23 protein-coding genes are annotated in these 24,082 nt (G+C 41.4%); 10 read left to right on the top strand and 13 right to left on the bottom strand.

Annotated elements, in window-relative coordinates; all coding sequences use genetic code 11:
* Positions 1-31: 31 nt before the first annotated feature.
* Positions 32-757, bottom strand: coding sequence for a class I SAM-dependent methyltransferase (locus QVP90_RS10990; protein ID WP_021936425.1), 726 nt, complete (start codon positions 755-757; stop codon positions 32-34).
* A 96-nt stretch (positions 758-853) separates the two neighbouring features.
* Here QVP90_RS10990 and QVP90_RS10985 point away from each other — a divergent pair, with 96 nt between their 5' ends.
* Positions 854-1,042 (top strand): hypothetical protein, encoded by a 189-nt coding sequence (locus QVP90_RS10985; RefSeq protein WP_021936424.1) that lies wholly within the window; start codon positions 854-856, stop codon positions 1,040-1,042.
* Positions 1,043-1,213: 171 nt separating this feature from the next.
* On the opposite strand, the gene QVP90_RS10980 is transcribed toward QVP90_RS10985, so the two are convergent.
* From QVP90_RS10980 to QVP90_RS10955, 6 genes are all read right to left on the bottom strand, one after another.
* Entirely contained in the window at positions 1,214-1,594 is a 381-nt protein-coding gene (locus QVP90_RS10980; protein ID WP_021936423.1) for a VOC family protein, read from the bottom strand.
* Positions 1,595-1,704: 110 nt separating this feature from the next.
* Positions 1,705-2,769: a DUF4468 domain-containing protein gene (locus QVP90_RS10975; RefSeq protein WP_021936422.1), complete on the bottom strand. Its 1,065-nt coding sequence runs from the start codon at positions 2,767-2,769 to the stop codon at positions 1,705-1,707.
* An 11-nt stretch (positions 2,770-2,780) separates the two neighbouring features.
* On the bottom strand, positions 2,781-3,512 hold the full coding sequence (locus QVP90_RS10970; protein WP_021936421.1) for an MBL fold metallo-hydrolase: 732 nt from the start codon (positions 3,510-3,512) through the stop codon (positions 2,781-2,783).
* 66 nt (positions 3,513-3,578) lie between these two features.
* Positions 3,579-4,223 carry a pyridoxamine 5'-phosphate oxidase gene (gene pdxH, locus QVP90_RS10965; RefSeq protein ID WP_005930272.1) on the bottom strand — a complete coding sequence of 215 codons (645 nt, stop codon included), beginning with the start codon at positions 4,221-4,223 and terminating at the stop codon, positions 3,579-3,581.
* A gap of 21 nt (positions 4,224-4,244) precedes the next feature.
* Complete coding sequence (locus tag QVP90_RS10960) at positions 4,245-4,949, bottom strand: pirin family protein (protein WP_005930274.1); 705 nt, start codon at positions 4,947-4,949, stop codon at positions 4,245-4,247.
* 61 nt (positions 4,950-5,010) lie between these two features.
* The gene (locus QVP90_RS10955) at positions 5,011-6,012 is read right to left on the bottom strand and encodes a 2-hydroxyacid dehydrogenase (RefSeq protein WP_005930277.1); all 1,002 of its coding nucleotides are present in this window, start codon (positions 6,010-6,012) and stop codon (positions 5,011-5,013) included.
* A 218-nt stretch (positions 6,013-6,230) separates the two neighbouring features.
* Between QVP90_RS10955 and QVP90_RS10950 the strand changes: the two genes are divergently transcribed.
* A complete protein-coding gene (locus QVP90_RS10950; RefSeq protein WP_005930279.1) occupies positions 6,231-7,751 on the top strand; it encodes an OmpP1/FadL family transporter in 1,521 nt (506 codons plus the stop codon).
* Positions 7,752-7,861: 110 nt separating this feature from the next.
* Here QVP90_RS10950 and QVP90_RS10945 read toward each other — a convergent pair whose 3' ends face one another.
* Positions 7,862-9,148, bottom strand: coding sequence for a DcaP family trimeric outer membrane transporter (locus QVP90_RS10945; RefSeq protein ID WP_005930282.1), 1,287 nt, complete (start codon positions 9,146-9,148; stop codon positions 7,862-7,864).
* Between the two features lie 163 nt (positions 9,149-9,311).
* On the opposite strand from QVP90_RS10945, the gene QVP90_RS10940 reads away from it, so the two are divergent.
* From QVP90_RS10940 to queF, 4 genes are all read left to right on the top strand, one after another.
* The gene (locus tag QVP90_RS10940; RefSeq protein WP_005930288.1) at positions 9,312-9,812 is read left to right on the top strand and encodes an RNA polymerase sigma factor; all 501 of its coding nucleotides are present in this window, start codon (positions 9,312-9,314) and stop codon (positions 9,810-9,812) included.
* Positions 9,813-9,921: 109 nt separating this feature from the next.
* Positions 9,922-10,602 (top strand): queuosine precursor transporter, encoded by a 681-nt coding sequence (locus QVP90_RS10935; protein WP_005930291.1) that lies wholly within the window; start codon positions 9,922-9,924, stop codon positions 10,600-10,602.
* A gap of 6 nt (positions 10,603-10,608) precedes the next feature.
* Positions 10,609-11,283: a 7-cyano-7-deazaguanine synthase QueC gene (gene queC / locus QVP90_RS10930; protein ID WP_044094076.1), complete on the top strand. Its 675-nt coding sequence runs from the start codon at positions 10,609-10,611 to the stop codon at positions 11,281-11,283.
* The gene (gene queF, locus QVP90_RS10925) at positions 11,276-11,731 is read left to right on the top strand and encodes a preQ(1) synthase (RefSeq protein ID WP_005930298.1); all 456 of its coding nucleotides are present in this window, start codon (positions 11,276-11,278) and stop codon (positions 11,729-11,731) included. The genes queC and queF overlap by 8 nt, the downstream gene beginning before the upstream one ends.
* 93 nt (positions 11,732-11,824) lie before the next feature.
* On the opposite strand, the gene QVP90_RS10920 is transcribed toward queF, so the two are convergent.
* The 5 genes from QVP90_RS10920 to rlmH all read right to left on the bottom strand — a co-directional run bounded on the left by QVP90_RS10920 (position 11,825) and on the right by rlmH (position 20,937).
* Positions 11,825-14,206 carry a T9SS-dependent choice-of-anchor J family protein gene (locus QVP90_RS10920; RefSeq protein WP_021936420.1) on the bottom strand — a complete coding sequence of 794 codons (2,382 nt, stop codon included), beginning with the start codon at positions 14,204-14,206 and terminating at the stop codon, positions 11,825-11,827.
* Positions 14,207-14,240: 34 nt separating this feature from the next.
* Positions 14,241-15,107 (bottom strand): hypothetical protein, encoded by an 867-nt coding sequence (locus QVP90_RS10915; protein WP_021936419.1) that lies wholly within the window; start codon positions 15,105-15,107, stop codon positions 14,241-14,243.
* Positions 15,108-15,133: 26 nt separating this feature from the next.
* Positions 15,134-16,630: a RagB/SusD family nutrient uptake outer membrane protein gene (locus QVP90_RS10910; protein WP_021936418.1), complete on the bottom strand. Its 1,497-nt coding sequence runs from the start codon at positions 16,628-16,630 to the stop codon at positions 15,134-15,136.
* 20 nt (positions 16,631-16,650) lie between these two features.
* Positions 16,651-19,644: a SusC/RagA family TonB-linked outer membrane protein gene (locus QVP90_RS10905; protein WP_021936417.1), complete on the bottom strand. Its 2,994-nt coding sequence runs from the start codon at positions 19,642-19,644 to the stop codon at positions 16,651-16,653.
* Between the two features lie 819 nt (positions 19,645-20,463).
* Positions 20,464-20,937 carry a 23S rRNA (pseudouridine(1915)-N(3))-methyltransferase RlmH gene (gene rlmH / locus QVP90_RS10900; RefSeq protein WP_025819947.1) on the bottom strand — a complete coding sequence of 158 codons (474 nt, stop codon included), beginning with the start codon at positions 20,935-20,937 and terminating at the stop codon, positions 20,464-20,466.
* Positions 20,938-21,064: 127 nt separating this feature from the next.
* On the opposite strand from rlmH, the gene QVP90_RS10895 reads away from it, so the two are divergent.
* From QVP90_RS10895 to QVP90_RS10880, 4 genes are all read left to right on the top strand, one after another.
* Positions 21,065-21,457 (top strand): DUF4783 domain-containing protein, encoded by a 393-nt coding sequence (locus tag QVP90_RS10895; RefSeq protein ID WP_288204317.1) that lies wholly within the window; start codon positions 21,065-21,067, stop codon positions 21,455-21,457.
* Positions 21,450-22,298, top strand: coding sequence for a carboxylating nicotinate-nucleotide diphosphorylase (nadC, locus tag QVP90_RS10890; RefSeq protein WP_005930317.1), 849 nt, complete (start codon positions 21,450-21,452; stop codon positions 22,296-22,298). Before QVP90_RS10895 ends, nadC begins: the two co-directional genes overlap by 8 nt.
* A 185-nt stretch (positions 22,299-22,483) precedes the next feature.
* Positions 22,484-23,029, top strand: coding sequence for an RNA polymerase sigma factor (locus QVP90_RS10885; protein WP_005930319.1), 546 nt, complete (start codon positions 22,484-22,486; stop codon positions 23,027-23,029).
* Positions 23,013-24,065: a hypothetical protein gene (locus QVP90_RS10880; protein ID WP_021936415.1), complete on the top strand. Its 1,053-nt coding sequence runs from the start codon at positions 23,013-23,015 to the stop codon at positions 24,063-24,065. The genes QVP90_RS10885 and QVP90_RS10880 overlap by 17 nt, the downstream gene beginning before the upstream one ends.
* The last annotated feature ends 17 nt before the right edge of the window (positions 24,066-24,082 follow it).

Here is a 24,082-nt window from a genome sequence, read left to right as displayed (position 1 = left end):
CCTCTCCCACGGAGAGGGTTGGGGAGAGGCTTTAAAAAAGTTTCGCCAGATAATCATAATGTTTCCCTTTCTTTATGATTTCTGCGTTAAATCCACATTCGGCAGCATAGAGGCTAAGTGTTTGAAAATCTACATACAGCCAATCGAACGGTGTACCTTTGATCTCTTTATATTGCATTTGGAAATCTATTTCTCCATAATAATCTCCGGCAAGATCTATTTCAAAACTACCGTCTCCATCTTCAAATAAATAACGCAGGTCACTCGAATCCATCAAGATACACCCTCCCGGGCGGAGTAACTGTTTCATCTTTTTAAAGAAAGCGGGCATGTTTTCCAGTCTACCAATAATGCCTGAACCATTCATCAACATTAAAATGGTATCAAATTGCCCGGTAAATTGTTCATCAAACAGATTGACTAAGCGGGCGTCATTGACTCCGCGCTGCTTCATGACTTCTACCGACAGCGGAGAAATATCGATGGCACATACTTCTTTATCCATTTCCTGAAGGGCCAGAGCATGACAGCCACTTCCGGCTCCCACATCTAAAATCTTTCCTGTGGCTAATTGCAGAGCTGTACGCTCGAGCATTGGCATCGTTTTTATATTACGGAAGAGTTGCCCGACAGGTATTTCATCTTCATCAAACTGTGAAGAAAAAACACGTAAGCGGTCGGCTTTATGATGATTGAAGTAATCGGCTATGGCGGTACCCATCGGATCCTTATCGGCCGTTAGTATGCTTGTTTCCATCAGGTCATTATTTGTTGTTGAGGGGGCAAAGATAGATAATTCGTAGAAAAGGATTATCTTTGTGCACAGAAAATTATGAAATAAAGAAGTTAGATTATGAGCTTAGAAGATGCAATGATGGGTGGAATCGTTTTTAAGGGTAAGAAAGACGGTCCGAAACAGGATGAGAAGAAAGTAAAGACGAAAGCGAAAAAAGCGACTTATATCAAAGGATTGCACGGCTCCGGTGCAGCCAAAATGAAAGCGGAGATAAGAAGAAAAAGGGCGAACAGGCACAAAAAATAGTGATAAAAATAAATATGTAGAATTAGACGTTGATCAATTATAATAAAAAATGAAGCCTCTCCCCAACCCTCTCCGTGGGAGAGGGAGCTAAGTTAGTATTGTAACTAATTAATAAACAGTAGTATCTGTACTCCCTCTCCCACGGAGAGGGCTGGGGAGAGGCTTTATTTATTACTGTTTTTGCGGTAATATCTCAATCCAGTAATCATCCGGATCGTTAATGAAATATAGGCCCATTGCGGTATTTTCAAAGCATACACAGTTCATTTCTTTGTGGTATTGGCGGACAGCATCATAGTTTCCTGCTACGCGAAAACATAAATGACTTTCATTCTCTCCTAATTCATAGGGTTCTGAATGGTCTTTCAACCAAGTGAGCTCCAATAGAAATTCAGTTTCGTTATCTGTCAGATATACCAGAATGAATGAACCGTCAGAAGCTTCTTTCCGATGGTGTTCTTTTAGTCCGAGCGCTTTTTCGTAGAAGGTAATGCTGCGCTCCAGATTGGTGACGTTGATGTTGAAATGATCAAATCTACTTTTTATTTCCATGATGTAAAATTTAATAATGAGTGAATGTGCCAATATACCAATGTGCCAATTTACCATGCGGCATAATGGCGCAGCCAATTGGCACATTGACATATTGGCACATTGAATAATTATTTAATCCAAGCTTTCATAATTTCCCCTATATAAGTACGTGGCTGTCCCTCCATTGGAGTTTGCGACGGAAGCTTTTTACATTCAAGTATTATAGATGGTTCAGATTGATTCGTAGGATAGAATCTTACGGAATAAGTATCTGCCTTTTCTATTTGTTCATAAGATTGCTCCGGAGAGAATATGGTGAAAACAACAGGTTTACCATTCATTTTTCCTAAAGAACCTCCGGCATTGGCTGTCATCATAGTCATATTGAAAGCATCCTTACCGATAGCGACAACCAAGTTTCCCGCTCCCATTTGGATGGCGTTAGCCGGTATTTGGTCGGGAGTTATTTCTTTGTAGCCGGGTACATTGGCAGCTGATGGATTATTGTTTACGGAAGGATCGGTTGCTATTACAGGATTGGCTGGAGTAATAACTACCGGTCCGGGGGTGATTACCGCTTGTTTGCCCGGTTGTATAACCGGTTCGGTTGCAACTCCTGCGGCTCCTAATGCTTGGGCTGCACCGGTAAACAGATTATCGGCAAAGTCAACGGTTTTTCTACGCCATTTGGCCAGTCCGCGTATTAATTTTGTTTTTGCCTTATTGAGTGCGTATTTATCGGAAATCCAATCCTCTGCTGTATACTTCTCGTTTTCGCCATAAGTGAAACGTATTTTTTCCACCTCCATAAAACACTTTTCCGGTTTGCAGGTGACGGTGATCTGATAGTTTACCCAAGTACGGTCCAGCGACAGGGCACTTGACTTGAATACGATCCATTCTTCGCCTACGCCTGCAATTATTCCTTTCTCTTTGTCCGAATAAGCAACTCGACTTCCTTGGTTTTTGTTCTCTTTGAGCCTTGTTTCCATCCATTTCATCATTCGGTCGAATATCTCATCTTGTGACATTCCGGGAATATTGAACTCTTTGGAGAATACTACTTTGCCATCCACTTCGGGAACTGCACCTGCGAGATATTTGCTGTCATCGTTTTTATCTTTCTGTGCCATTACGCTCACCGGCAGGCATAGAAGGAACAATACAAAAAAAAGTTGTGTCAATCTGTTCATAATTCTATGTTTTATTTAGTAATATCAAATGTTTCGCCCCGGTGAGTGATGCTGATGAAGCGGCATCCATTCGCTTCGGCTACACTCCGGAAGGCATTGCCGCCTTCATAATCTTCGCTGAAGTGCATGGGTACAAATATAGTAGTTTTTATTTGTTCGATGAATTGTTCGGCACCTTTCATATAATCTTTTCCCATTCGCCGGTCCACCGGAAACATAACGAGATCGATGGCGGAAATTTGTTGTTTAAGGTACTTGACTTCTGCCAAGAAATCTCCGTTGGCTTTACGTATTTCTTGTTCGGTCGATTCTTCACTCCAATGCCAGTTGTTGAGATCGCCGGCATGGAATATGCTCATCCCTTGTAAATGGATAAGAAAAGAAATGCCGACATCTGTAGAGCCGAATGCATCGATACGTAAATTGTCGTCTTCGTAGGATTCTCCTTTATTTATATATATGGCGTCTTCCGGATTGGCGCGACGATGCTTCAGGATATCTTTTGAAAAGAGATATATGATGTCCGGGCGCTGTTCTTTCCACGTCAATATTTCACGGTTGAAGTGATCGGGATGGAAATGAGTGGAAAGCACGTACAGCTTACCGGGTTTTTGTAGCAGGCAGTCGTGTACGATGCTTTGATTTCGTATGGTTTCCGATGAGTCTTTGTAGTAATCGATGATGATAGTTACCCCTTCGGCTTCGATGGCGAATCCGCTATGGTAGATATAATCCAGTTTCATAGGCTAATGGTTTAGATATGCAATATTACATATTCTTCTTGTGACGGACAAGAAAAAACAGGAAAATCAAGGGGCAAGGCGTTCTACTTTCCAATTTCCGTCTTTTTGCAGACTGTATAAGAAGCGGTCGTGTAAACGGTTGGGCCTGCCTTGCCAGAATTCTATCCGAGTGGGAGTAACCGCATATCCACCCCATTCCTGTGGACGTTCTATCTCTTTCCCGATCCATTGGGTGGCTTCTGTTACGAAACTCCGTATAAGTTGCATCCGGCTGCCGATTGGGCGGCTTTGCGGAGATATGCGTGCTCCGATACGGCTTTTATACGGGCGGGTTTTAAAATATTCGTCCGACTCGTGAGCTGGAACTTTACCGGCAGTTCCTTCTATGTGCACCTGTCTTTCTAATGGATGCCAGACAAAAGAGAGTGATATATGCGGATTTTTTGCGAGTTGCTTTCCCTTGCGACTTTCATAATTAGTGTAGAATATAAACTTGCCATCGTGTATATCTTTCAGTAATACAGTGCGGGTAGACGGCTGGCCTTCGGGTGATACCGTGCCTACGATCATTGCCGTAGGTTCGTTTACTTGGGCATTAATGGCCTCTTGGAGCCATTGACTGAACAATAAAAGCGGATCATCAGGGAGTTCGCTTTCCCCTAATCCGCCTTTTGTATATTCTTGCCGGATACCGGCGAGATTGATTTTCATAATTTCTATTAAATGAATGCTTTACATCGGGACTTCTATCAATAAGATATGGGAATCTTTTAATGTTTCGATTTCAAAGCTGTTTGTTTCGTACACTCCCATGCCATCACGACGTTTCAATACAGTGCCGTCTACAACAATTTCTCCTTCGATCAGGAAAATGTATACGCCGCCGTGAGTCTGATGCATGTGATAACCTAATTTTTTGCCGGTTTCCACTTTTCCGATAGAAAACCAGGTGTCTTGTAGCAATGAGGCAGGCGTACTGCCATCGGGCGAAACAATTGGTACCAGTTCGTTTTTACGTTCCAGTTCACGGATGCTGTAATCATTGTAGGCAGGGTGTGTGTTTCGTTCGCGTGGCATAATCCATATTTGTAAGAATTCTACCGGTTCCGTGGTGCTACCGTTTATTTCACTATGGAAAATTCCTGTTCCGGCACTCATCACCTGAATGTCTCCCACAGTAATGACACGGCTGTTCTTTTTGCTGTCTCCATGTTCCAACTTTCCTCTCAGGGGGATGGAGACAATTTCCATGTTTTTGTGAGGATGCGTCTGGAATCCTTTTCCCGGTGCAACGCGGTCATCATTCAATACGCGAAGCGCACCGAAGTTGATACGTTCCGAATCGAAGTATTCGTCAAAACTGAATGTATGATGACTGTCCAGCCAATCGTAAAGTGAACGTCCGCGAGTATCTGCTTTATGTATTACCTTTTTCATAATTTCTCTTTTGTTTTATGGGTTTATATATGCTGTTAACATTTCGGGAGAGGGAAAGGTTCTATTTCTTCACTTCATTTAGCAAGGGTTTATGATTTATAAAATCGCGGATATTCTGTAAAGTGGTGGTGGCGATATTTCCCAATGCTTCTTTGGTGAAAAAGGCTTGGTGGGAAGTGACGATCACATTGTTGAACGATAACAAACGGGCCAGTACATCGTCATCAATGATCCTGTCTGATTTGTCTTCGTAAAAATATTCACCTTCTTCTTCGTATACATCCAGTCCGGCAGAACCGATCTTTTTATTTTTCAATCCTTCGATAAGGGCATTCGTGTGGATCAGTTGTCCGCGTCCGGTATTGATAATCATCACTCCGTCTTTCATCTTACTGATGGAGTAGTCATTGATGAGATATTTAGTCTGTTCGGTGAGCGGGCAGTGTAGCGAAATGATGTCTGCGCTATGATAGAGTTCGTCCAGCGAAGTGTATACCACTTGATTTTCACGGGCGAAATTATAGTCCGGATATACGTCGTATGCCAGTATGTTCATGCCGAACCCGCGTAGAATGTGGATAAGTATCTTAGCGATTTTTCCCGTACCGATGATTCCTGCTGTTTTTCCATGCATATCGAATCCCATGAGGCCGTGTAGAGAGAAGTTTCCGTCGCGTGTACGCCAGGAAGCGCGTGGGATTTTGCGATTGAGCGATAACATGAGGGCTACGGTGTATTCTGCTACGGCATAGGGAGAATATGCCGGCACACGTACTACGGTTATTCCATTGGCAACGGCTGCATCGATATCCACATTATTATATCCGGCACATCTCAATGCTAAGAGTTTCACACCATTGGCAGCCAGTGTACTGATTACCTCTGCATCGGCCGTATCGTTAACAAAGATACAGACGGCATCGACCCCTTGTGTCAATAACACATTATTTTTATTCAGATGTCCTTTGAAATAACGTATCTCGAATCCGAATTCTTTGTTTTTCTCATTGAATGAAGCTTCATCATAAGGTTTAGTACCGAAAAATGCAATTGTATATGCCATAATTTTCTGTTTTTAGTTTATATAATAAACACTTATGTAGGGAGGATTGTTTCGATTATCGACACGTCTTTGATGCGTATCTTATGATTTTGTTTCATTAGAAACAGTTTGTACTTTCTACTAATTTGGCTCTTGAAATGAAAATAAATGCACAAATATAATTCTTATGTGCAATATTGTTGTACCTTTGCGGCCGAAATAACTTAAAAAAGATTTAGATGAGAAAATTATCCTTGATTAGCATTGTGTTGCTGATCGTTTCAATTCCAACTTTTGCGGGAGGTCTCCTGACAAATACCAATCAACATGTTTTATTTTTGAGAATGTTGGCTCGTGATGCTTCAACAGATATTGATGCAGTATATTCCAATCCTGCCGGTCTGGCTTTTATGGAAGACGGATTTCATCTCTCTTTTAATGGTCAGAGCGCATTTCAGACGAGAACGATTACCTCCACATTTGCTCCTTTTGCCGGATTCGGCGGGAATGCGACAAAAGTATATAAAGGAGAAGCATCAGCTCCATTTGTTCCCAGTGTGTTTGCTGTTTATAAGAAAGGCGATTGGGCGTTTTCCGGAAGTTTTGCAGTAACAGGCGGTGGCGGAAAGGCTACTTTTAATGAAGGGCTTGGTTCTTTTGAATCACAAGTATCTGTTATTCCAATGGCTATGAAAGCGGCCGGAGCAGGTTTAGTGAACGGAGGGCTGCTTCCTGAAAATCCATTTGCAAATACGGACAGGTATTCTGTAGATAGTTATATGCGTGGAAAGCAAATGATTTTCGGTGTTCAATTGGGTGCCACTTATAAGATAACGGATTATTTATCTGTTTTTGGTGGGCTTCGTATGAATTATGTAAGTAATGGGTATGAAGGACATATTCGTGATATTCAAGCTAATATCGGTGATAAAATGGTAAATCTGAATCAGACGTTTGCTGCTTATGCGGATCAGTTCAATAAATTGGCAGCGGCGGCGGAAGTTGCCGGTCAACCGGAAGCTGCTAAAAAATATGCAGCTGCGGCGGCAATGGCTACCGATTATGCAGGGAAAACTCAAGACAAATATTTGGATTGCGATCAGACCGGTTGGGGAGTAACACCTATCATCGGTGCTGATTTCAAGATGGGTAAATGGAATGTAGGTGTGAAATATGAGTTTAATACCAAATTGAATGTAGAGAATAAGACCCGTGTGGATGATACTAAGCTATTTGCTCCCGGTGTAAATACTCCTCATGATATCCCGAGTCTGTTGACAGTTGGCGTTTCTTATGAGATTCTTCCTGTACTCCGTGCTTCTGTAGGTTATCATCATTTTTTCGATACCCATGCCAAGATGGCTGATGCTACTAATCTTATTACCGGCGAAAGAACCGGAAAACAACATTTTATAGATAAAGGTACTAATGAATATTTGGCCGGTATAGAATGGGATGTATGCAAATGGGCACAGATTAGTGCCGGTATGCAACGTACTAAATATGGTGTGGAAGATAGTTATCAAAGCGACATGAGTTTTGCTGTCAGTTCTTATTCTTTCGGTTTTGGTGCTGGCTTTAATATAGCTAAAAATCTGAAATTGAATATTGCTTATTTTTGGACTGATTATGAGGATTATACGAAAAAGTGGAGTGATTACAACGGAATTTCTGCTTTGGCAGGACAAGCTATCCCGGGTACTGATGTCTTTTCGCGTACCAATAAAGTATTTGGTATCGGTCTTGATTATAAATTCTGATAAGGTGAACTAACTTTCAATAATTATATAAAAGGAGATTTCACTCTTGCTTTTTCAAAAAGCAGTGAAGTCTCCTTTTCCATTTTGATCGAGACGAAAAGTCTTTCTTTTTAGAACGAGTATTGCACTAATAAATTCATTCTATTAGCATGACGGGTAGCATCGTTGAAGTCTGTGCGCCATCCTCTTAAATACTCGGCGCCTACTTGCAGGTTACTAGTTACATTCCAGAACATGTTGGCCACCAGGTATTGTCCTTTACGGTAGGCGTCCGGATTGTCGCTGGGGTAATTGTGTTCCGAATAGAGTCTTGATAAGCTATAAGTGCCCGATACGAATACGTTTTTGCAGATGTTATACTGTAAGCCGGCATACCAACCCAACATAGGAAGGGTTTGCATTCTGCCTTCTTTTTCCGGATTCGGAACAAGATCCACATTCAGATTACTCAAATCATTGAGAAACTGACCGATGCCTTTACCATAATTAAGTTGCCCGAACACCTGCCATTTGGGAGTAACAGTGAAAGTGGTCGATGCTTGTAGTCCGAAGCCGGTAGTTGAATAGGCTTTTTGGTAAACATCACTTGAGTAAGTCATACTGCGGATGATAGCTGCCAGACGAATGTGACTGTTTTTATTCCAATTGTATTGAGCGGAAGCGGCAAAATCCGGCATACGTTGGGTGCTGATAGATACTTTATCGGTAGTTGTACCGTCTACAGAAGGCATTTCGGCGGCTATTCCGAATTTCCAGTTTTTTAATCCGCTATACAGATAGCTTAATTGTGTAGTACGGTAAAATGCAGAGCCGTTAGGTCCGGCAAAGTCGATGGTGGCAGGTAGTGCTGCCAAGTCCATGAACGAACCGTAGCTGTATCCCAATGTAAATCCTAAGAATGAAGCATATGCATTTTGAAGTTCGAATGTTTTGCCGTCTCCCCGGAAATTTCCGGCTGTATAAACTACAAAATCTCCTAAATTCTTCGTATGACCTACCAGTTTCAAGAAGAGAGTGGAAGTACTGGCATCCATTTGGAACTGATTTTTCACATAACCGTTTCCTTTATTGGGGATAAGGGCGGGATAGAAGTCCACGTCTTTTACAATACCCCCGAAGTCATATTCTGCAGTAGCACGTACATATCCTCCAATGCCGAGGGCAAATTTTCCTTTTTGGTCCGTCAGTAAAAAGCGTGGAGCTTTCGGTTCATGGAAACGTTTAAGTTGAGTTTCTTCCATTATCCGGATAATTTCATCTCCGGCTTTATCCCTTGAGACAAACATGATGGAGTTTGGTTCTTTATCTTCAATGATTACTTTTTTCTGCGCATTTGCGCAGAGTGGGAGTAGGCTCATCCCAAGTAGCAAGGCTACTGATTTAAATTTTGTTTTCATTATAAGTTAAGTTTTAGGTGAATGTGCAAACAACAACTTAAACGGGAAAAGGTTGAAACCCCTCAGGGAAAAATAGTCAAATATTGCGGAAAAATTGTCATGGTGTATTATGTGAAAATGCTCCATCTTTGTACTCAGTATAAATTATGATAATAGAGGAACGATGGATAAACTAACATGCAAAATAGTAGAGATGGAATCGGAATTGCGTCATTTTGCTTTCAAACTGACTGCAGATCAGGATTCTGCCAATGATTTAGTACAGGAATGTATGTTGAAGGCATTGGATAACAAAGAGAAGTTCGTTCATGCACAGAATTTTAAAGGTTGGATGTATACTATCATGCGCAACCTTTTTATTAATAATTATCGCCGTGCCACCCGTGAGATGTCTATGATTGATGATAATTATACAATCAGCCAACAAAGTATGATTGAAGCGGAAGATGCAGACCGTTTTGAATATGCTTACGATCTGAAGGAACTCCATAAAGTGATCAATGCTGTACCGGAATCAATGCGTAGGCCTTTTCTCATGTATGTTTCCGGCTTTAAATATACTGAAATAGCAGAGAAGATGGGGCTTCCGGTCGGCACGATAAAGAGCCGGCTATTCTTTGTGCGCAAACGGTTACAGAAAGACTTGAAGGAATTTGGAAATTAGTGATAGTCGATTTCAAAAAAATGTCTTATCTTTGCCGTCCGAATTAATAAACGTATGATGCCGTGAATAGCGGTCGTGTATTCTAGAACACCACGTAAAAAACAGGAGTATGAAAGAAAAAGTATCAGTTCCCTTCATGTTGCTTGGCATATTATTTAATGTATGTCTGATCGCAGCCAATCTTCTTGAAACAAAAGTGATTCAGGTGGGTAGTATTACCGTTACTGCCGGTTTGCTTGTATTTCCTATTTCGTATATTATCAACGACTGCATTGCCGAAGTCTGGGGATTCAAGAAAGCGCGTCTTATTATCTGGAGTGGTTTTGCCATGAACTTTTTTGTGGTAGCATTGGGGTTGATTGCGGTTGCTATTCCGGCAGCACCTTTTTGGGAGGGTGAAGAACATTTTGATTTTGTTTTTGGAATGGCTCCCCGTATTGTGATAGCCAGCCTGACGGCCTTTTTAGTGGGGTCATTCCTCAATGCCTATGTGATGAGTAAAATGAAAGTGGCGAGTGGCGGTAAGAATTTCTCGGTACGTGCCATTTTGTCTACGATAGTGGGAGAGACGGCTGATTCACTCATTTTCTTTCCGGTCGCTTTCGGAGGTGTCATTGCTTGGCCGGAACTTTTGATAATGATGGGTATCCAGATTATACTGAAATCGATGTACGAAGTCATTATCCTGCCGGTTACCATCCGGGTGGTGAATGCTATCAAGAAAATAGACGGCAGCGATGTCTATGATGAGAATATCTCCTATAATATACTAAAAATTAAAGAAATTTGATCAATGATGAATAAAGATACCGCTCTGGTTATTTTCAGTGGAGGACAGGATTCTACGACCTGTCTGTTTTGGGCAAAACGTGAGTTTAAAAAAGTGTGTGCATTGAGTTTTCTTTACGGTCAGAAACATCAGAAGGAAGTGGAACTGGCGCGTGAGATAGCCCGTAATGCCGGTGTGGAGTTTGAAGTGATGGACGTTTCCTTTATCGGAAAGTTAGGGCATAATTCCTTGACGGATACCACCATGGTGATGGATCAGGAGAAGCCGGCCGATAGTTTTCCGAATACATTCGTGCCGGGGCGCAATCTGTTTTTTCTTAGCATTGCTGCCGTATATTCCCGTGAGAGAGGTATTAATCACATTGTGACCGGTGTGTCACAGACTGATTTCAGCGGGTATCCGGATTGTAGGGATGCTTTTATCAAGTCTCTTAACGTGACGCTGAATTTGGCAATGGACGAACAGTTCGTTCTTCACACTCCCCTTATGTGGATCGATAAGGCACAGACTTGGGCGCTTGCCGATGAATTGGGGGTACTGGAGATTATCCGTAATGATACGCTGACTTGCTACAATGGCATACAGGGAGATGGATGCGGGCATTGTCCGGCATGTAAGTTGCGGCGTCAGGGGTTGGATGAGTATTTGTTAAGTAAAAATAAATTTTTGAGATATGGCTAAGTTAGAAGACCAGCTTTCCCTTTTAGGGAGGAAGACCGAATATAAACAAGACTATGCTCCCGAAGTTTTGGAAGCATTTGATAATAAGCATCCTGAAAATGATTATTGGGTACGTTTCAATTGCCCTGAGTTTACCAGCCTTTGTCCGATTACTGGACAGCCTGATTTTGCGGAAATACGTATCAGCTATTTACCGGATGTAAAGATGGTGGAGAGTAAAAGTTTGAAGCTTTATCTTTTCAGTTTTCGAAATCATGGCGCTTTCCATGAGGATTGTGTCAACATTATAATGAAAGATCTCATTCGGTTGATGGATCCTAAGTATATTGAAGTGACGGGAATCTTTACTCCACGTGGCGGTATTTCTATTTATCCGTATGCCAACTATGGCCGTTCCGGAACGAAATATGAAGAGATGGCGATGCATCGGTTGATGAATCATGAGTAAAACTCTTTTGGATGATACAAGATGTGCCGGCAAAGTAGGGTAAACACTACATGCCGGCACATTTTTTATACTTATATACTTATGGACTTATTCTTATTTTACGATAAGCTTAACAGTCTCTTTTCCGTTTTCTGTATTAATAACCACCAGATAAGTACCTGCACTCAAAGTGCTGATATCCAAGTTTTGTTCTGCCGTACCATTGCCGATTGCGGTAAGAACCGTCTGGCCTACTAAGCTGTGGATACTGATTTTTTCAATATTCTTTCCAACAGTTTTAATGGTAATCGCTTCGCTGGCAGGATTGGGGTAAAGTTGCAGGGTTGTTTCTATTGCTGTACCGTTCTGTAATCCTGTAGAAGCATTTTTGCTAAAGTTAGGACGTACATAAGGATAACCATATCCGGGTAACTCGTTGAGGAAACCGTTTTTACCAACTGCAATTAGACCGTTTGCAGTTTGGTCGCATACAAGTCCCATGTTGTTGCTTCCTTCCTGCTTAACTTCGAACATATATTTTCCGGGAACTACATTGAGTTCAGGAAGTTCATATGTGATTTTCTCTCCACCTTCTCCTCTAACTACAGATTTACTAACCAAAGGTTGTCCCATAGAAGAGTCGCTGGTATCTATTTTGTATACGTTCAGTGTCAGCTTATCATTTGCCTGAGCAGGTTTAGGCATGAATCCGAGAGTGATTGAAGTCAATACATCTTCTTTCAGGATAGTGAATGCCGTACCGAATGCCGTACCGGCAGTTTTACCACCTACACCAAATTCAAAGTCTGACGGATTGTCCCATGCATAGGTTGAATCGGATACCATGGTTGCGATACCCAAAGCGTTGTCTTCCGGATAGTCATCTTTGGAGATACTTGCTAAGGCCATGAAGGAGAATGCTTCGTCTTCATTACTTACGGCATTTACCAAGTTTACATCCATTGTCTCTTCTTTCACTTCACCTACGGCCAAAGTTGGGATAGTAGTTGTTGCCAATACCTCGTTGTTACCTTTAATTTCCAGTTTTATGTCGTTTTCAACTTGCTTACCGTTGTTTACAATAGATACTGTAAACTGGTGTGCTGTGTTGATGTGATATTGCGGAACAATTCTCGGAAGTTGTATTTTCGGAGTTATCGACTCTACTTTTACGTCATGGTCGGCAATTTTGCTTACCGCGATATCATGAATTTCGAGATATGCCAATTCGGTAGAAGTGAAGCAGATGACATAGTTACCTTCTTCTGCTACAGTAAATTGCACTTCTTTCTTGGTGACGGTGTTTTGAGTGTTTTCTTTGAATTCTTTGATTTTTGTCCATGTTGCCATGTCGCTACCGCTTTTTCCGAATGCTATGTAGAAGTAATCATATTTGAGCCCGCCGATCAACAACTCGTCTCCGGCATTATAGCTGAAAATGATTCTGTATTCACCCGGTTCCATGTAGATACATCTGGATGAAAGGGTAGAGGTCGTATTAGCCTTGTAACAACCGGACTGACTGTTCCATTCCCAACCATTGGCGGTAACAGGATTCCAGTTAAGTACATCGATGGCTTTTTTAAAGCTGGATTCGAAAGGAACTTTTGTTGGTGATAAATTAACAACACGTCCTTTGACGGTATCATTGCTTGTCACTGTCTGGTTGTCACAATTTGCCACTACTTTTACATTATATGCCTGATCTATGCCGGAGAAATCGGCCGGGGTAGTGAAAGTAACGTCCAATGAACCTCCTACGGCAATCTTATCAGTAAAGTCTTGTGTTATTTTATTGGCATCGTCTATTTCGTAGTAGAGACTAAAGCCATTGATAGCACCGGTACCGATGTTTTTTACCGTAACTCCGATGGGAGCAGTTCCTAAATTACAATCCGAAGCCGGAAGTACCAGATTTTCTAATGTAATATCCGGAGTTCCTTGGAATCCTCCTTCGTCTATAGCAATATTGTCAAGCCAAAATCCTGCCCGATTTTTTTCTGAAATAACATGGAATGAGAAATAATAATCTCCGGCTTCTTCAACGTTGAAATCATTAATGCTGACTTCCCATTCATTGATGCTGACATCTGTTAGAGTTGTCAGTACTTTCATGGTAGAGAAATCTTTTGATTTACCATAAAGAACTTCCATACTTTCTTTATTTCTGGTGGTAGACGTGCGGTAATAGAAAGAGAGACAGTGAGTTCCTGTTTTTAGTGTGACGGGTTCACGAGTCGTCAGATAATCATCTGCTGCATTGTTTCTTTCGTATAGATACTTTGCCAAACCTGTACCGCCATCTGCATCCGGAGAAGAGGTCTCATCGATATATTCCCATGTCTTACTGTCATTATTGGCATCTGTAACAGTCCAATTAACTGAGAAATTGTTTTTGGTCGCGAAATCCTCGTAAAAGAGGTGACCATCAGATCTTGTCTGTGCTCCAACCAGAATTGCTGATTGCATAGCTGCTAAAAGTAATAGTCTTTTCATAAATTCACATTTTTTTAGTTCACGATTGCTTTATCTATTGTTTGATAAATTTTAGGGGAATGGAATTTCCGCTGTCATCGGTATAACTTCCTACAAGCCCAAGCCAACCTTCGACGGCAGGAACTTCAAGTCCCAAAGCGTGTCCCATTTCGAATGTTACTACTTTGTTTTTGAAGATTCCCGTTATCGGGTCGGTGGTTTTTACCCATCTGCCGTTGGATACGGCTTTGTGAGTTAATTCGACATTGTCTCCATTGTATGTACCGATTACCTGGCTTGCAGCAATGGTCAGTTTGTATTCTCCCTGGTTTTCGGTTGCTTCTACTTCTACGAGTGCAGCACCTCCTTGTCCGAAGTCAAGGTATAGTTGTTCGAAAGAGTCGTCTACGGAGGTGAGTGTGCAGGCATAGTTAGTTACTCCATTAGGCGTTTGGAGTTGGCTTTTGCCCTCCATCATATATTTACCTTCCAAAGGGCTGTTTTCCAGAATATTTACTTTACATATTGCGTTACTTCCTGCTGTCGCTCCTTCTACGTGGGCGATAGCTATCGAGAAGGAACGGTTCTGTTCGATCTCGTCATTGGCTATGGAAAGAAGCGTTTCGACATTTACACTTTCTACTCCGGCAGGGATTACTAAATTGTAATCGGTAATGAGAATGTCTTTGTCATTTTCAAAACCACTGTTGTTGTCCTTCATTTCTATACGGACTTTTATAAGTCCGTTATTTTCTCCTTTTACCACTATGGGGAGATTCAGGGAAGAGGTCAGTTCTTTGATTTCAATTTCTGCAGATTGAAACTCAACGGTGGCCGTTCCGGTATTGAGGTTGTCATCGTCATTGCAAGCTATCATAATAAGTGGCAAAAGCAATATTGCAAATCGTTTCAGATAGTTCATAATCGTATTTCTCTTTTTGAATAAAATTAATAACCCGGGTTTTGTTGATACTTAATCTGCGGATTGGCATCTGTTTCCGCTTTAGGAATAGCCCATAACCAGCGTGTATTATCTGCTTTTATATTCAGGTCCATACCGAGCTCATAAGATAATTGTACTGATTGGGGATTTTGACGTTTGAATCCCTCTCCATAGCGTTTCAGATCGGTTAGGCGGAATCCTTCTCCATACAGTTCGCGTTCACGTTCGGCACGAATCAGATGTCTGAGACTTAAACCGGAAACCGGATTGAATGATATGGAAGCGTCGCGAGCATACATTAATTCATATAAAACATCATATGCAGCCAGTTCGTCTTCTCCTTCACCTCTCATATAGTAAGCTTCGGCGGCGATGAGGTATTGTTCGGCAATGCGGAAAATTTTGGGCTTGTTTACATAATTGTTAACTCCTTCGTACATTTCCGGATTACCCGGATATTTGGTGAATACCGCCAACCTATGCTTCTCGTTGGTTGAAAATGAGATATCTTCCATTTTGAAGTAACAATTGACACGTATGTCGTTTTCCCGGAATGAATTGATAATGTCGCGTGAAGGAAGGAAAACGGGCTTATGGTTTGTTTCGTCTAAGAAATAATTTCCCATGGCAGGTGCTAACTCTTGCTTGGAACTGAATAATTGGCAAATTACTTCTGTACTGACATCATTACGCCACATTTCTTGCATCTGGGCTGCATTGTTGATAAGCGGATACCGGCCGTCTTTTATAAGTCCTTCCGCGCAGTCGATAGCCGTGTCATAATCTTTTGTCAGCAAGGCGATTCTTGCTTCAAATGCGGTAAGCGCATCGGTCGATAGGTACTCGAAAGAATGTTGCCCGGTGGCTGTCATATTCTCTTTGGCCTGTTTGATGTCATCTTTTATGAAACTGTAGGTTGCAGCCAAAGTTGCCCGGGACGGGTATTTTGTATTATCGGCAGAAGGTGAATATTCGTCCACAATGGGCACTCCATAAAAGTTTTCTGCTGTGGCAGGGTCATATGTCGCACAGAATTTATCAACCAGGATAGAGTAAGCTATGGCGCGGATCAGATGAGCTTCTCCCAAGTAGTTTTTGACGGTAGGCAGTTCGCTGTCCGAAAACTTGCCTTCTGTCTGTAGTCTTTTGATGCCTTCGATCAGTAAATTGCATTGGGCTATGGTTACATAGCTATTGCTCCATATGGTGCTGAAAGTACTTTCCGAAGCATTTGCTTCCCAACGATACAGTGCACCGAGTTGATTTCCGAAATAGGAAAGAGGGAGAAATCCGTCGGCTTGTATTTCGGCTGCTAATACATTTGTGGAAACTGCAATAATGCGTAAGTCTCTGTACATTCCCGTCCGTAATTTCTGACAGTCGGCGAATGATTCTATAGCACTCTCTAAAGGTATCTTGTCATATGGATACTTGTCCATATTGCAGGATGCCAGTATAATTGTGAAAAGGAGGGTGAATATGATTGATTTTGATGTTTTCATATAGCTGTCTCTGTTTTTCTTTAGAATTTAACTTCAAGTCCCAATGTATACTGTCTTGAATTAGGATAATCTCCCAATGCAAGGTTTGAGTCTATCTCCGGATCGATTCCTGAGAATTGTGTGAATGTGAGGAGATTACGTCCGGTGGTAAATATTCTGACTCCCTCTACGATTTTTGTTTTCTTCAATATACTTTTGGGGAGTTCATAAGAGATTGTCACATTTTTCAAACGTACAAAGGCGGCATTTTCCAGGAAATAGTTGGTGCGTAGCAGATTCTCACTGGCTACTCCGTAGCGAGGAACATCGGTAATATCACCCGGCTTTTGCCACATGGTCAGCATTCTTTTGTTCATATTGACCATGTTCGAATTGGTGGGATTTTCAGTAAAGAAGCGGTCATTGTTGATCAGGTATCTTTCTCCGATCCATGAGAAGTCAATCATTGCAGACAGGCCTTTCCAACTGACTGAGGTACCGAAACCGCCACTGCAGGGAGCAAACATCTTCTTTCCGGTGAACTGCATGTTGTCCATGGTGAATGTTTTGGTTTTGTTGCCGTTCAAGTCATAATACATCAAAGCGCCGTCACGTGGATCGACTCCGGCACACAGCACGGAAAAGTATTCATTGGGATCGTGTCCTACTTGATATTTCAACCCGTATTGTGGAAATGCCAACTCGTCTAAACCATTGAACAATGATTGGATTTTTGTTTTGTTATAATTGAAATTCGCATATACATTCCATCTGAGGTTGTTAATGTTCAGAACTTCAAGATTCATATTAAGATCTACACCGGTATTCAGTAGCGTTCCTACATTGCCCATACCTGTGGAATGTCCGGTAGTCATAGAGAAAGGAACGTTCATGAGCATATCTACCGTCTTTTTCTGATAGTACTCGACACTGAAGTCAAGACGATCGAATACCTTTGTCGAAACGCCGGCAGAGAAGTTCTTCAAAGTTTCCCAAGTCAGATCTGAATTGCCTACTGTACCGATTACCCAACCACTCTGATTATTATAGTTGTATGAACCGCCGCCGGCCACCATACCCAAAGAGGCATAATTACCGATTTCAGAATTACCGGTGGTACCGTAGCTGATTTTCAGACGTAAGTCGTTCAGCCATTCTACATCGTTGAGAAATGCTTCATTCTTGATGTTGTACATGGCACCGATAGAATAGAAAGAAGCCCACCGGTGGTCTTCGCTAAAACGTGAAGAACCGTCCCGACGATATGAAGCGTCCAGATAGTATTTCTCGTCATAGTTATATTCTCCTCGGAAGAAGAAAGAATTGAATACATACTCGGAACGTGCTCCGTTCACTTTGGCTGTTGCCGAAGAAACTGCGGATAATTGAGTTAAGCGACTATCCTCGATTCCTTTACCGGATGCTGAAAAACCGTCTGAGTTGTGCATGATGGATTCTTGACCGGCCAGTAACGTCATAAAGTGTTTTCCTTTGAAAGTGTGTTTATATTCGGCCGTATTGGTGAAAGTCCAGTTACTTCCCCTCTGGAATTGTTCGGCCACGTCTCCGTTAAACTCATTATCTTCCCAAGGGTAATTTACACCTCTATATTTATATATATAGCCTTCAAAAGCTTGTGCTCCTTTTAAAGTAAGTCCTTTAAACGGGGTGATTTCAATAAAGGTATTCAAGTTGCCCATGATGCGCTCATTCTTTATGGATGAGTTTTGGAAAATCTTCATCGGGTTGGTGTATCCTGTTCCGGGCAATAGCAGTAAATCCTCACCACGTGACCACGTACCGTCTTCGTTTTCTATAATCTCGTATGGGAAGTCGATAGGTCTGCCTGTACGGGCCAGTATCAACGGAGAGTTTACCCAAGCACCTTCATTATTATCTCTGACTCCCAGAGTCGTGGCATAATCCTGATAAGAGATAGCTGAATTAACTCCGAATTTCAACCAGTTGTTTAGTTTGGTATTTAGATTGACTCTGAAATTTTCGCGGGTTACTCCCGATTGATAAGAGGTTCCTTCCTGGTCGAAATGCCCTGCACTGATGTAATAGTTTGTAGAGCCGGAAGCACCACTGATATTGGCATCTACGGAATAAGTAGGGGTATTGTCTCTCAATACATAATCGGCCCAATCCATACTTAAGCCATATTTCTCTATTCTGGCTTTATCAGCCATGAATTGAGGATTGGTGGCTAATGAAGGATCACACATCAATTTGAATTGAATGAACTCTTGTGCGTTCATCATATCTTTTTTGAAGTCGGGTAATTGTGAAATACCATATTGCCCGCGAATGGTAATGTTGGCTTTTTCACTGGTCTTTCCTTTTTTAGTTGTAATGTAAACAACTCCATTTGCTGCACGTGCACCGTAAATGGAGGTGGAAGATGCATCTTTCAGTACGGTTACATTTTCTATATCATTAGGGTTTAGTGATGTAAATACATCACTCGATACAGGTGCGCCATCTAATATATATAAAGGTGAAGTTCCTGCATTTAAAGAGGTATATCCACGGACACGCATGGAAGAAGATGCCGTAGGCTCACCGGAGGAGGTAAACACTTGCATACCGGCTACTTGTCCTTGAAGTGCATCGGCAAAATTCATTGTCGGCTTGGCTTCTAACGCTTTATTGCTGACCGTAGAAACAGAACCGACTACGGAGCCGAGCTTTTTGCCTGTGCCGTAACCCACAATCACAACTTCATCGACTAATTGTGAGTCCGACTTCATGATAACTTTCATGTTGGGTTTGATTTCTCCTTCATAAGTAGCCATGCCAATAAATGAAATCCGTATTTTTTTTGCGGAAACGGGAATGTCTGATAAGACAAAATTTCCATTGGCATCGGTGATAGTACCGATACTGGTACCCACAAGTAAAACAGAGGCACCAACAACAGGTAAATCGTCCTCTTCTGAAATGACCACACCTGTTACTTTGGATGTCTGTGCCGTTACTACATTTATGCTCGTTAGCAAGCATGCTATTAGCAACATAAATTTTCTAATCATAAGTTTTCTTAAGGTTTAATTTTGTATTGTACACGATTGAATGCATGCAAATATATAAATAAATATGAGATTATCAATTTAAATACGAGACAAATGTGATAATAATATCAAATTGTTACTAATATTGGTTCTCTTTGTGACTTATAATCATTAGATGCTGTCTTTTTTTTATATTAATAGCTGTTTTATGACGATGTAATGAATATTTTATAGCAGTTGATGGGGTATCTTATTTTCTCTTAAATTTCAATTTTAATGAGTGATATAACAGGGTATTTTTCTATTGAATCTACATTCTGTTTTTTATTTATTTATATTTACATGTCACCTTTTCATTGAATTCTTTTGGTTTTATATAGGTGTTGTGTCTTCTGAATTAATGTATCATTTCTCGTAGAGAAACATGTCATTGCTCGTAGAGGAGTGAGGGGTTTCTCTACGAGTTTCGACTTATTTCTCGTAGAGGAAAAATAGTAAATTGTAACTGATTGGTAATTAGGGTTTTATTGGCTTGATTTCCTGTTGTGTATTTTTGATAAGGAAAATGCTTTTTCCCTTTCCGTCTTTTTTTTTTCGTTGCTCTGAAATTGTTACAGATTTGTGTGGACTTCGGAGATGCTTATGGTTGTTTTTAGGAATAGTTAGGTCGGGGGAAGGTGATGAATTAGTTGTACTATGGTATACATGGTAATAATTATCAGTCATTCGTCGAAATTGTATATTTATACATTTTCTCGTAGACTAAGAAAATGAGGCTAAATGTACTGTATTTATTTATTTGTTAAATAACAATGAGTCAGAATGATGGAATATAAAAAGTTATTCATGATGGTAGGGACCGCCATTTAAAATCGTCATTGCTCTATATATTTGTTCTACAAAAATGAGCCGTATCATTTGATGGGAGAAAGTCATCTTCGACATCGAAATTTTTTCGTGTGCTACATCATATACTTTTTGTGAGAACCCATAAGGACCTCCGATGACGAACACCAACCGCTTATTGACCGTGTTCATTTTGCGTTTCATCCACTCCGCAAATTCCAGAGAACGCATTTCCTTTCCATGTTCGTCGAGCAATACGATGACATCTCCCGGTTGGAAGGCTTTGCAAATGAGTTCCCCTTCCTTTTCCTTTTGTAGTTCCATCGAAATGTTTTTGGTGTTTTTAAGTTCGGGGATTACTTCCATATCAAAAGTAATGAAGCGTTTCGTGCGCTGAATATAATCGTTGATGGCGGTGATATAATGTTGTTCTACGGTTCGTCCTACGACGAGCAAAGTCGTTTTCATGTTGATACAGTTCTGATTATCGCACAAAAATAGCTGTTTTTTATTGTTTTCTGCAATAAATGCTTACCTTTGCGTATCATTAGGTATCAGATTTTGCTGAAAACTGATGTCTGAAAAGCTTGTGGTTATGAAAAAACGGGTACTTTTATGGATTGCCGGATTGATGTTTTCCGTATCTACGCTTTTGGCACAGGATGTGCCGGTGGGTGTAGTTCTGGCATTTAAGAAAGGAAGTTCTCAAGAGCTGAATAAATTCTTGGGTGATAAGGTTGATCTCATCATTCAGGCCCGCTCTACCAACACTGACAAGCAGGCTGCTGAAAGTACAATGAATACTTTTTTTGCCGACAATAAAGTTAGTGGCTTCAATGTAAACCATCAGGGGAAGCGTGACGAATCGAGTTTTGTTATAGGTACCTTGACTACTGCTAATGGAAACTTTCGGGTGAATTGTTTCTTCAAAAGAGTTCAGAACAAATATTTAATTCATCAAATAAGAATTGACAAAACCAATGAATAAAGAAAAAGAATTGATAGACAAGTTGATCGATCTTGCCTTTGCAGAAGATATAGGTGACGGCGATCATACTACTCTCTCATGTATCCCCGCCACTGCAATGGGGAAATCCAAATTGTTGATTAAAGAAGCCGGTGTATTGGCCGGAGTTGAAGTAGCGAAAGAAATTTTCAATCGCTTTGACCCTACAATGAAAGTAGAAGTTTTTATCAATGACGGTACGGAAGTGAAACCGGGTGATATAGTGATGGTGGTAGAAGGCAAAGTGCAATCGTTGTTGCAGACGGAACGTTTGATGCTGAATGTGATGCAACGTATGAGCGGTATCGCTACAATGACCCGTAAGTATGCTCAGAAACTGGTGGGTACTCATACTCATGTGCTCGACACCCGTAAGACTACGCCGGGAATGCGCATTCTGGAAAAGATGGCAGTCAAGATCGGCGGTGGTGTGAATCACCGTATCGGACTTTTTGATATGATCCTTCTGAAAGATAATCATGTGGATTTTGCCGGTGGCATTGATAAGGCCATTACTCGTGCCAAGGAATATTGCAAGGAAAAAGGCAAAGATCTGAAAATAGAAATTGAGGTCCGTAATTTTGATGAATTACAGCAAGTACTCGATTTGGGCGGGGTAGATCGCATTATGTTCGATAACTTCACACCGGAGATGACAAAGAAGGCGGTTGATATGGTAGCTGGAAAATATGAAACCGAATCTTCCGGTGGTATCACTTTCGACACGCTGCGTGATTATGCAGAATGTGGAGTCGATTTTATTTCCGTAGGAGCTTTGACGCATTCAGTGAAAGGTCTGGATATGAGTTTTAAAGCCTGCTGATAGGGCTTGCTATATTATTAACTGAACTTCCATAGGCTTGCAAACAATCTTGTCTGCCTGATGGAAGTTTTTTTATGGGTAGTCTGTTTTTAACTTCTTTTAGATATTCTTTTTGCAGCATTCTTTCGAATGTTGCGTCTAACTAACAAACGACGCAGAGAGGCGTCTGTAAAAAAGCACTGACATTGGAAAACGAGATAGAACTGATAAAGGGCTGCCGGGCAGGAAAGGATTCCGCCCGAAAGGAACTTTATACCCTCTATTCCAACAAGATGCTGGCGGTTTGTTATCGCTATACAGGCGATGTGGATGCGGCTTATGATGTATTGCATGATGGTTTTATTAAAATTTTTACTCATTTTTCGTTTCGTGGAGAGTCGTCGTTAGGCACATGGATAACAAGGGTGATGGTGACTCAGGCACTTGACTATCTCCGACGGCAAAAGCGTATCACTCAAGTGATAGTGCATGAGGAACAGATTCCGGATATACCGGATATAACAGAAAATGGGAGCGATATATCTGAAGAACAACTGATGGCTTTCGTTGCTGATTTGCCAGATGGGTGTCGAACCGTATTCAACCTTTATGTGTTTGAAGAGAAGTCGCATAAGGAAATAGCCGAAATTCTTCATATCAAAGAACATTCGTCTACTTCACAACTTCACAGAGCCAAATATTTGTTAGCAAAAAGAATTAAAGAATATAGAAACCATGAAGAGAGAAAATGATGAAATAACCGACTTGTTCCGTTCTCGTCTCGGTCATGCTGAAATGACGGTGAGGGAGAGCTTCTGGGAAGAACTGAACGAGGATGTGGCTGCTTGCTGCCAGCAACGGCGCCGGGTATTGTTCTTCCGGGTGGCTGCCGCCGCTTCCGTATTACTCGTATTGGCAGCATCATCAGCGGCTTTTTGGTTTTTCTCACCCAAAGAGGAGATGGAGGAAGCATTTACACAGCTTGCTGTGTCGGGAGTGGGAACGTTGGATGGCGATAGGGCGAATCAATCATTTTCACCCTCCCGGACCGAACCTGTATTATACAAACCCACACCGGGTAAAATGGCTGTATTGTCCCATGCTGATGAAGAGGATGACGATTCGGTATCTGTGACATTATCCGTGTCATTCAGTTTTTCGGCTACGGCTACCAATAACGGCTATGTAAGAGATAGAAATGCGGGGGATAATATCTGGAAGACAAGTTCGGGAAACGATGATATAGCTCCGGTTGCGGTAGAAAAAGAACCGGATATGGCTTCTGTTGTATCTAAAGTGGAAAAGAAACGTACTTGGGCTGTAAAAACTACTGTCGGTACGGCGCTTCCGGCAGAAAAACGGAAATATAAGATGCCTGTTATGGCAGGAGTAACAATCGAAAAAAGATTGGGTGAATATTTGGGTATAGAGACCGGATTGGCGTATTCAAATCTCCGTGCCAATGGTCAGGGGCTTCACTATCTGGGTATTCCGGTTAAAATGAATGTGTATTTGGCCGATCTGAAGAAATTTGATTTATACGCTTCTATAGGGGCGGTTGCTGATAAGTGTATAGCCGGTGCACCCAGTAATAATTTCAAAAACGAACCGGTACAATTGGCTGTGACGGCCGGAGTGGGAGTAAGTTATAAAGTAAATGACCGGATTGCGCTTTTTGCAGAGCCGGGAGTATCACATCATTTTGATACGGATTCGAGAATTGAAACGATACGTACCAAACGCCCCACTAATTTTAACCTTTTATGCGGACTTCGCATGACTTATTAACCATATAATAATGTGTG

This window comes from Bacteroides sp. CAG:189 (assembly GCF_000432295.1).
Lineage (GTDB): Bacteria > Bacteroidota > Bacteroidia > Bacteroidales > Bacteroidaceae > Bacteroides > Bacteroides salyersiae.
This window is presented reverse-complemented; position numbering and strand designations above follow the sequence as displayed.

What these genes read in the sequence shown, in the direction of transcription:
- QVP90_RS10880 (WP_021936415.1), top strand. Translation starts at nt 23,013, where the DNA reads ATGAAGAGAGAAAATGATGAAATAACCGACTTGTTCCGTTCTCGTCTC.
- QVP90_RS10940 (WP_005930288.1), top strand. Translation starts at nt 9,312, where the DNA reads ATGGATAAACTAACATGCAAAATAGTAGAGATGGAATCGGAATTGCGT.
- rlmH (WP_025819947.1), bottom strand. Translation starts at nt 20,937, where the DNA reads ATGAAAACGACTTTGCTCGTCGTAGGACGAACCGTAGAACAACATTAT.
- QVP90_RS10985 (WP_021936424.1), top strand. Translation starts at nt 854, where the DNA reads ATGAGCTTAGAAGATGCAATGATGGGTGGAATCGTTTTTAAGGGTAAG.
- QVP90_RS10955 (WP_005930277.1), bottom strand. Translation starts at nt 6,012, where the DNA reads ATGGCATATACAATTGCATTTTTCGGTACTAAACCTTATGATGAAGCT.
- queC (WP_044094076.1), top strand. Translation starts at nt 10,609, where the DNA reads ATGAATAAAGATACCGCTCTGGTTATTTTCAGTGGAGGACAGGATTCT.
- QVP90_RS10970 (WP_021936421.1), bottom strand. Translation starts at nt 3,512, where the DNA reads ATGAAACTGGATTATATCTACCATAGCGGATTCGCCATCGAAGCCGAA.
- QVP90_RS10980 (WP_021936423.1), bottom strand. Translation starts at nt 1,594, where the DNA reads ATGGAAATAAAAAGTAGATTTGATCATTTCAACATCAACGTCACCAAT.
- pdxH (WP_005930272.1), bottom strand. Translation starts at nt 4,223, where the DNA reads ATGAAAATCAATCTCGCCGGTATCCGGCAAGAATATACAAAAGGCGGA.
- QVP90_RS10945 (WP_005930282.1), bottom strand. Translation starts at nt 9,148, where the DNA reads ATGAAAACAAAATTTAAATCAGTAGCCTTGCTACTTGGGATGAGCCTA.
- QVP90_RS10960 (WP_005930274.1), bottom strand. Translation starts at nt 4,949, where the DNA reads ATGAAAAAGGTAATACATAAAGCAGATACTCGCGGACGTTCACTTTAC.
- QVP90_RS10905 (WP_021936417.1), bottom strand. Translation starts at nt 19,644, where the DNA reads ATGATTAGAAAATTTATGTTGCTAATAGCATGCTTGCTAACGAGCATA.
- QVP90_RS10920 (WP_021936420.1), bottom strand. Translation starts at nt 14,206, where the DNA reads ATGAAAAGACTATTACTTTTAGCAGCTATGCAATCAGCAATTCTGGTT.
- queF (WP_005930298.1), top strand. Translation starts at nt 11,276, where the DNA reads ATGGCTAAGTTAGAAGACCAGCTTTCCCTTTTAGGGAGGAAGACCGAA.
- QVP90_RS10950 (WP_005930279.1), top strand. Translation starts at nt 6,231, where the DNA reads ATGAGAAAATTATCCTTGATTAGCATTGTGTTGCTGATCGTTTCAATT.
- nadC (WP_005930317.1), top strand. Translation starts at nt 21,450, where the DNA reads ATGAATAAAGAAAAAGAATTGATAGACAAGTTGATCGATCTTGCCTTT.
- QVP90_RS10910 (WP_021936418.1), bottom strand. Translation starts at nt 16,630, where the DNA reads ATGAAAACATCAAAATCAATCATATTCACCCTCCTTTTCACAATTATA.
- QVP90_RS10915 (WP_021936419.1), bottom strand. Translation starts at nt 15,107, where the DNA reads ATGAACTATCTGAAACGATTTGCAATATTGCTTTTGCCACTTATTATG.
- QVP90_RS10895 (WP_288204317.1), top strand. Translation starts at nt 21,065, where the DNA reads ATGAAAAAACGGGTACTTTTATGGATTGCCGGATTGATGTTTTCCGTA.
- QVP90_RS10990 (WP_021936425.1), bottom strand. Translation starts at nt 757, where the DNA reads ATGGAAACAAGCATACTAACGGCCGATAAGGATCCGATGGGTACCGCC.
- QVP90_RS10935 (WP_005930291.1), top strand. Translation starts at nt 9,922, where the DNA reads ATGAAAGAAAAAGTATCAGTTCCCTTCATGTTGCTTGGCATATTATTT.
- QVP90_RS10975 (WP_021936422.1), bottom strand. Translation starts at nt 2,769, where the DNA reads ATGAACAGATTGACACAACTTTTTTTTGTATTGTTCCTTCTATGCCTG.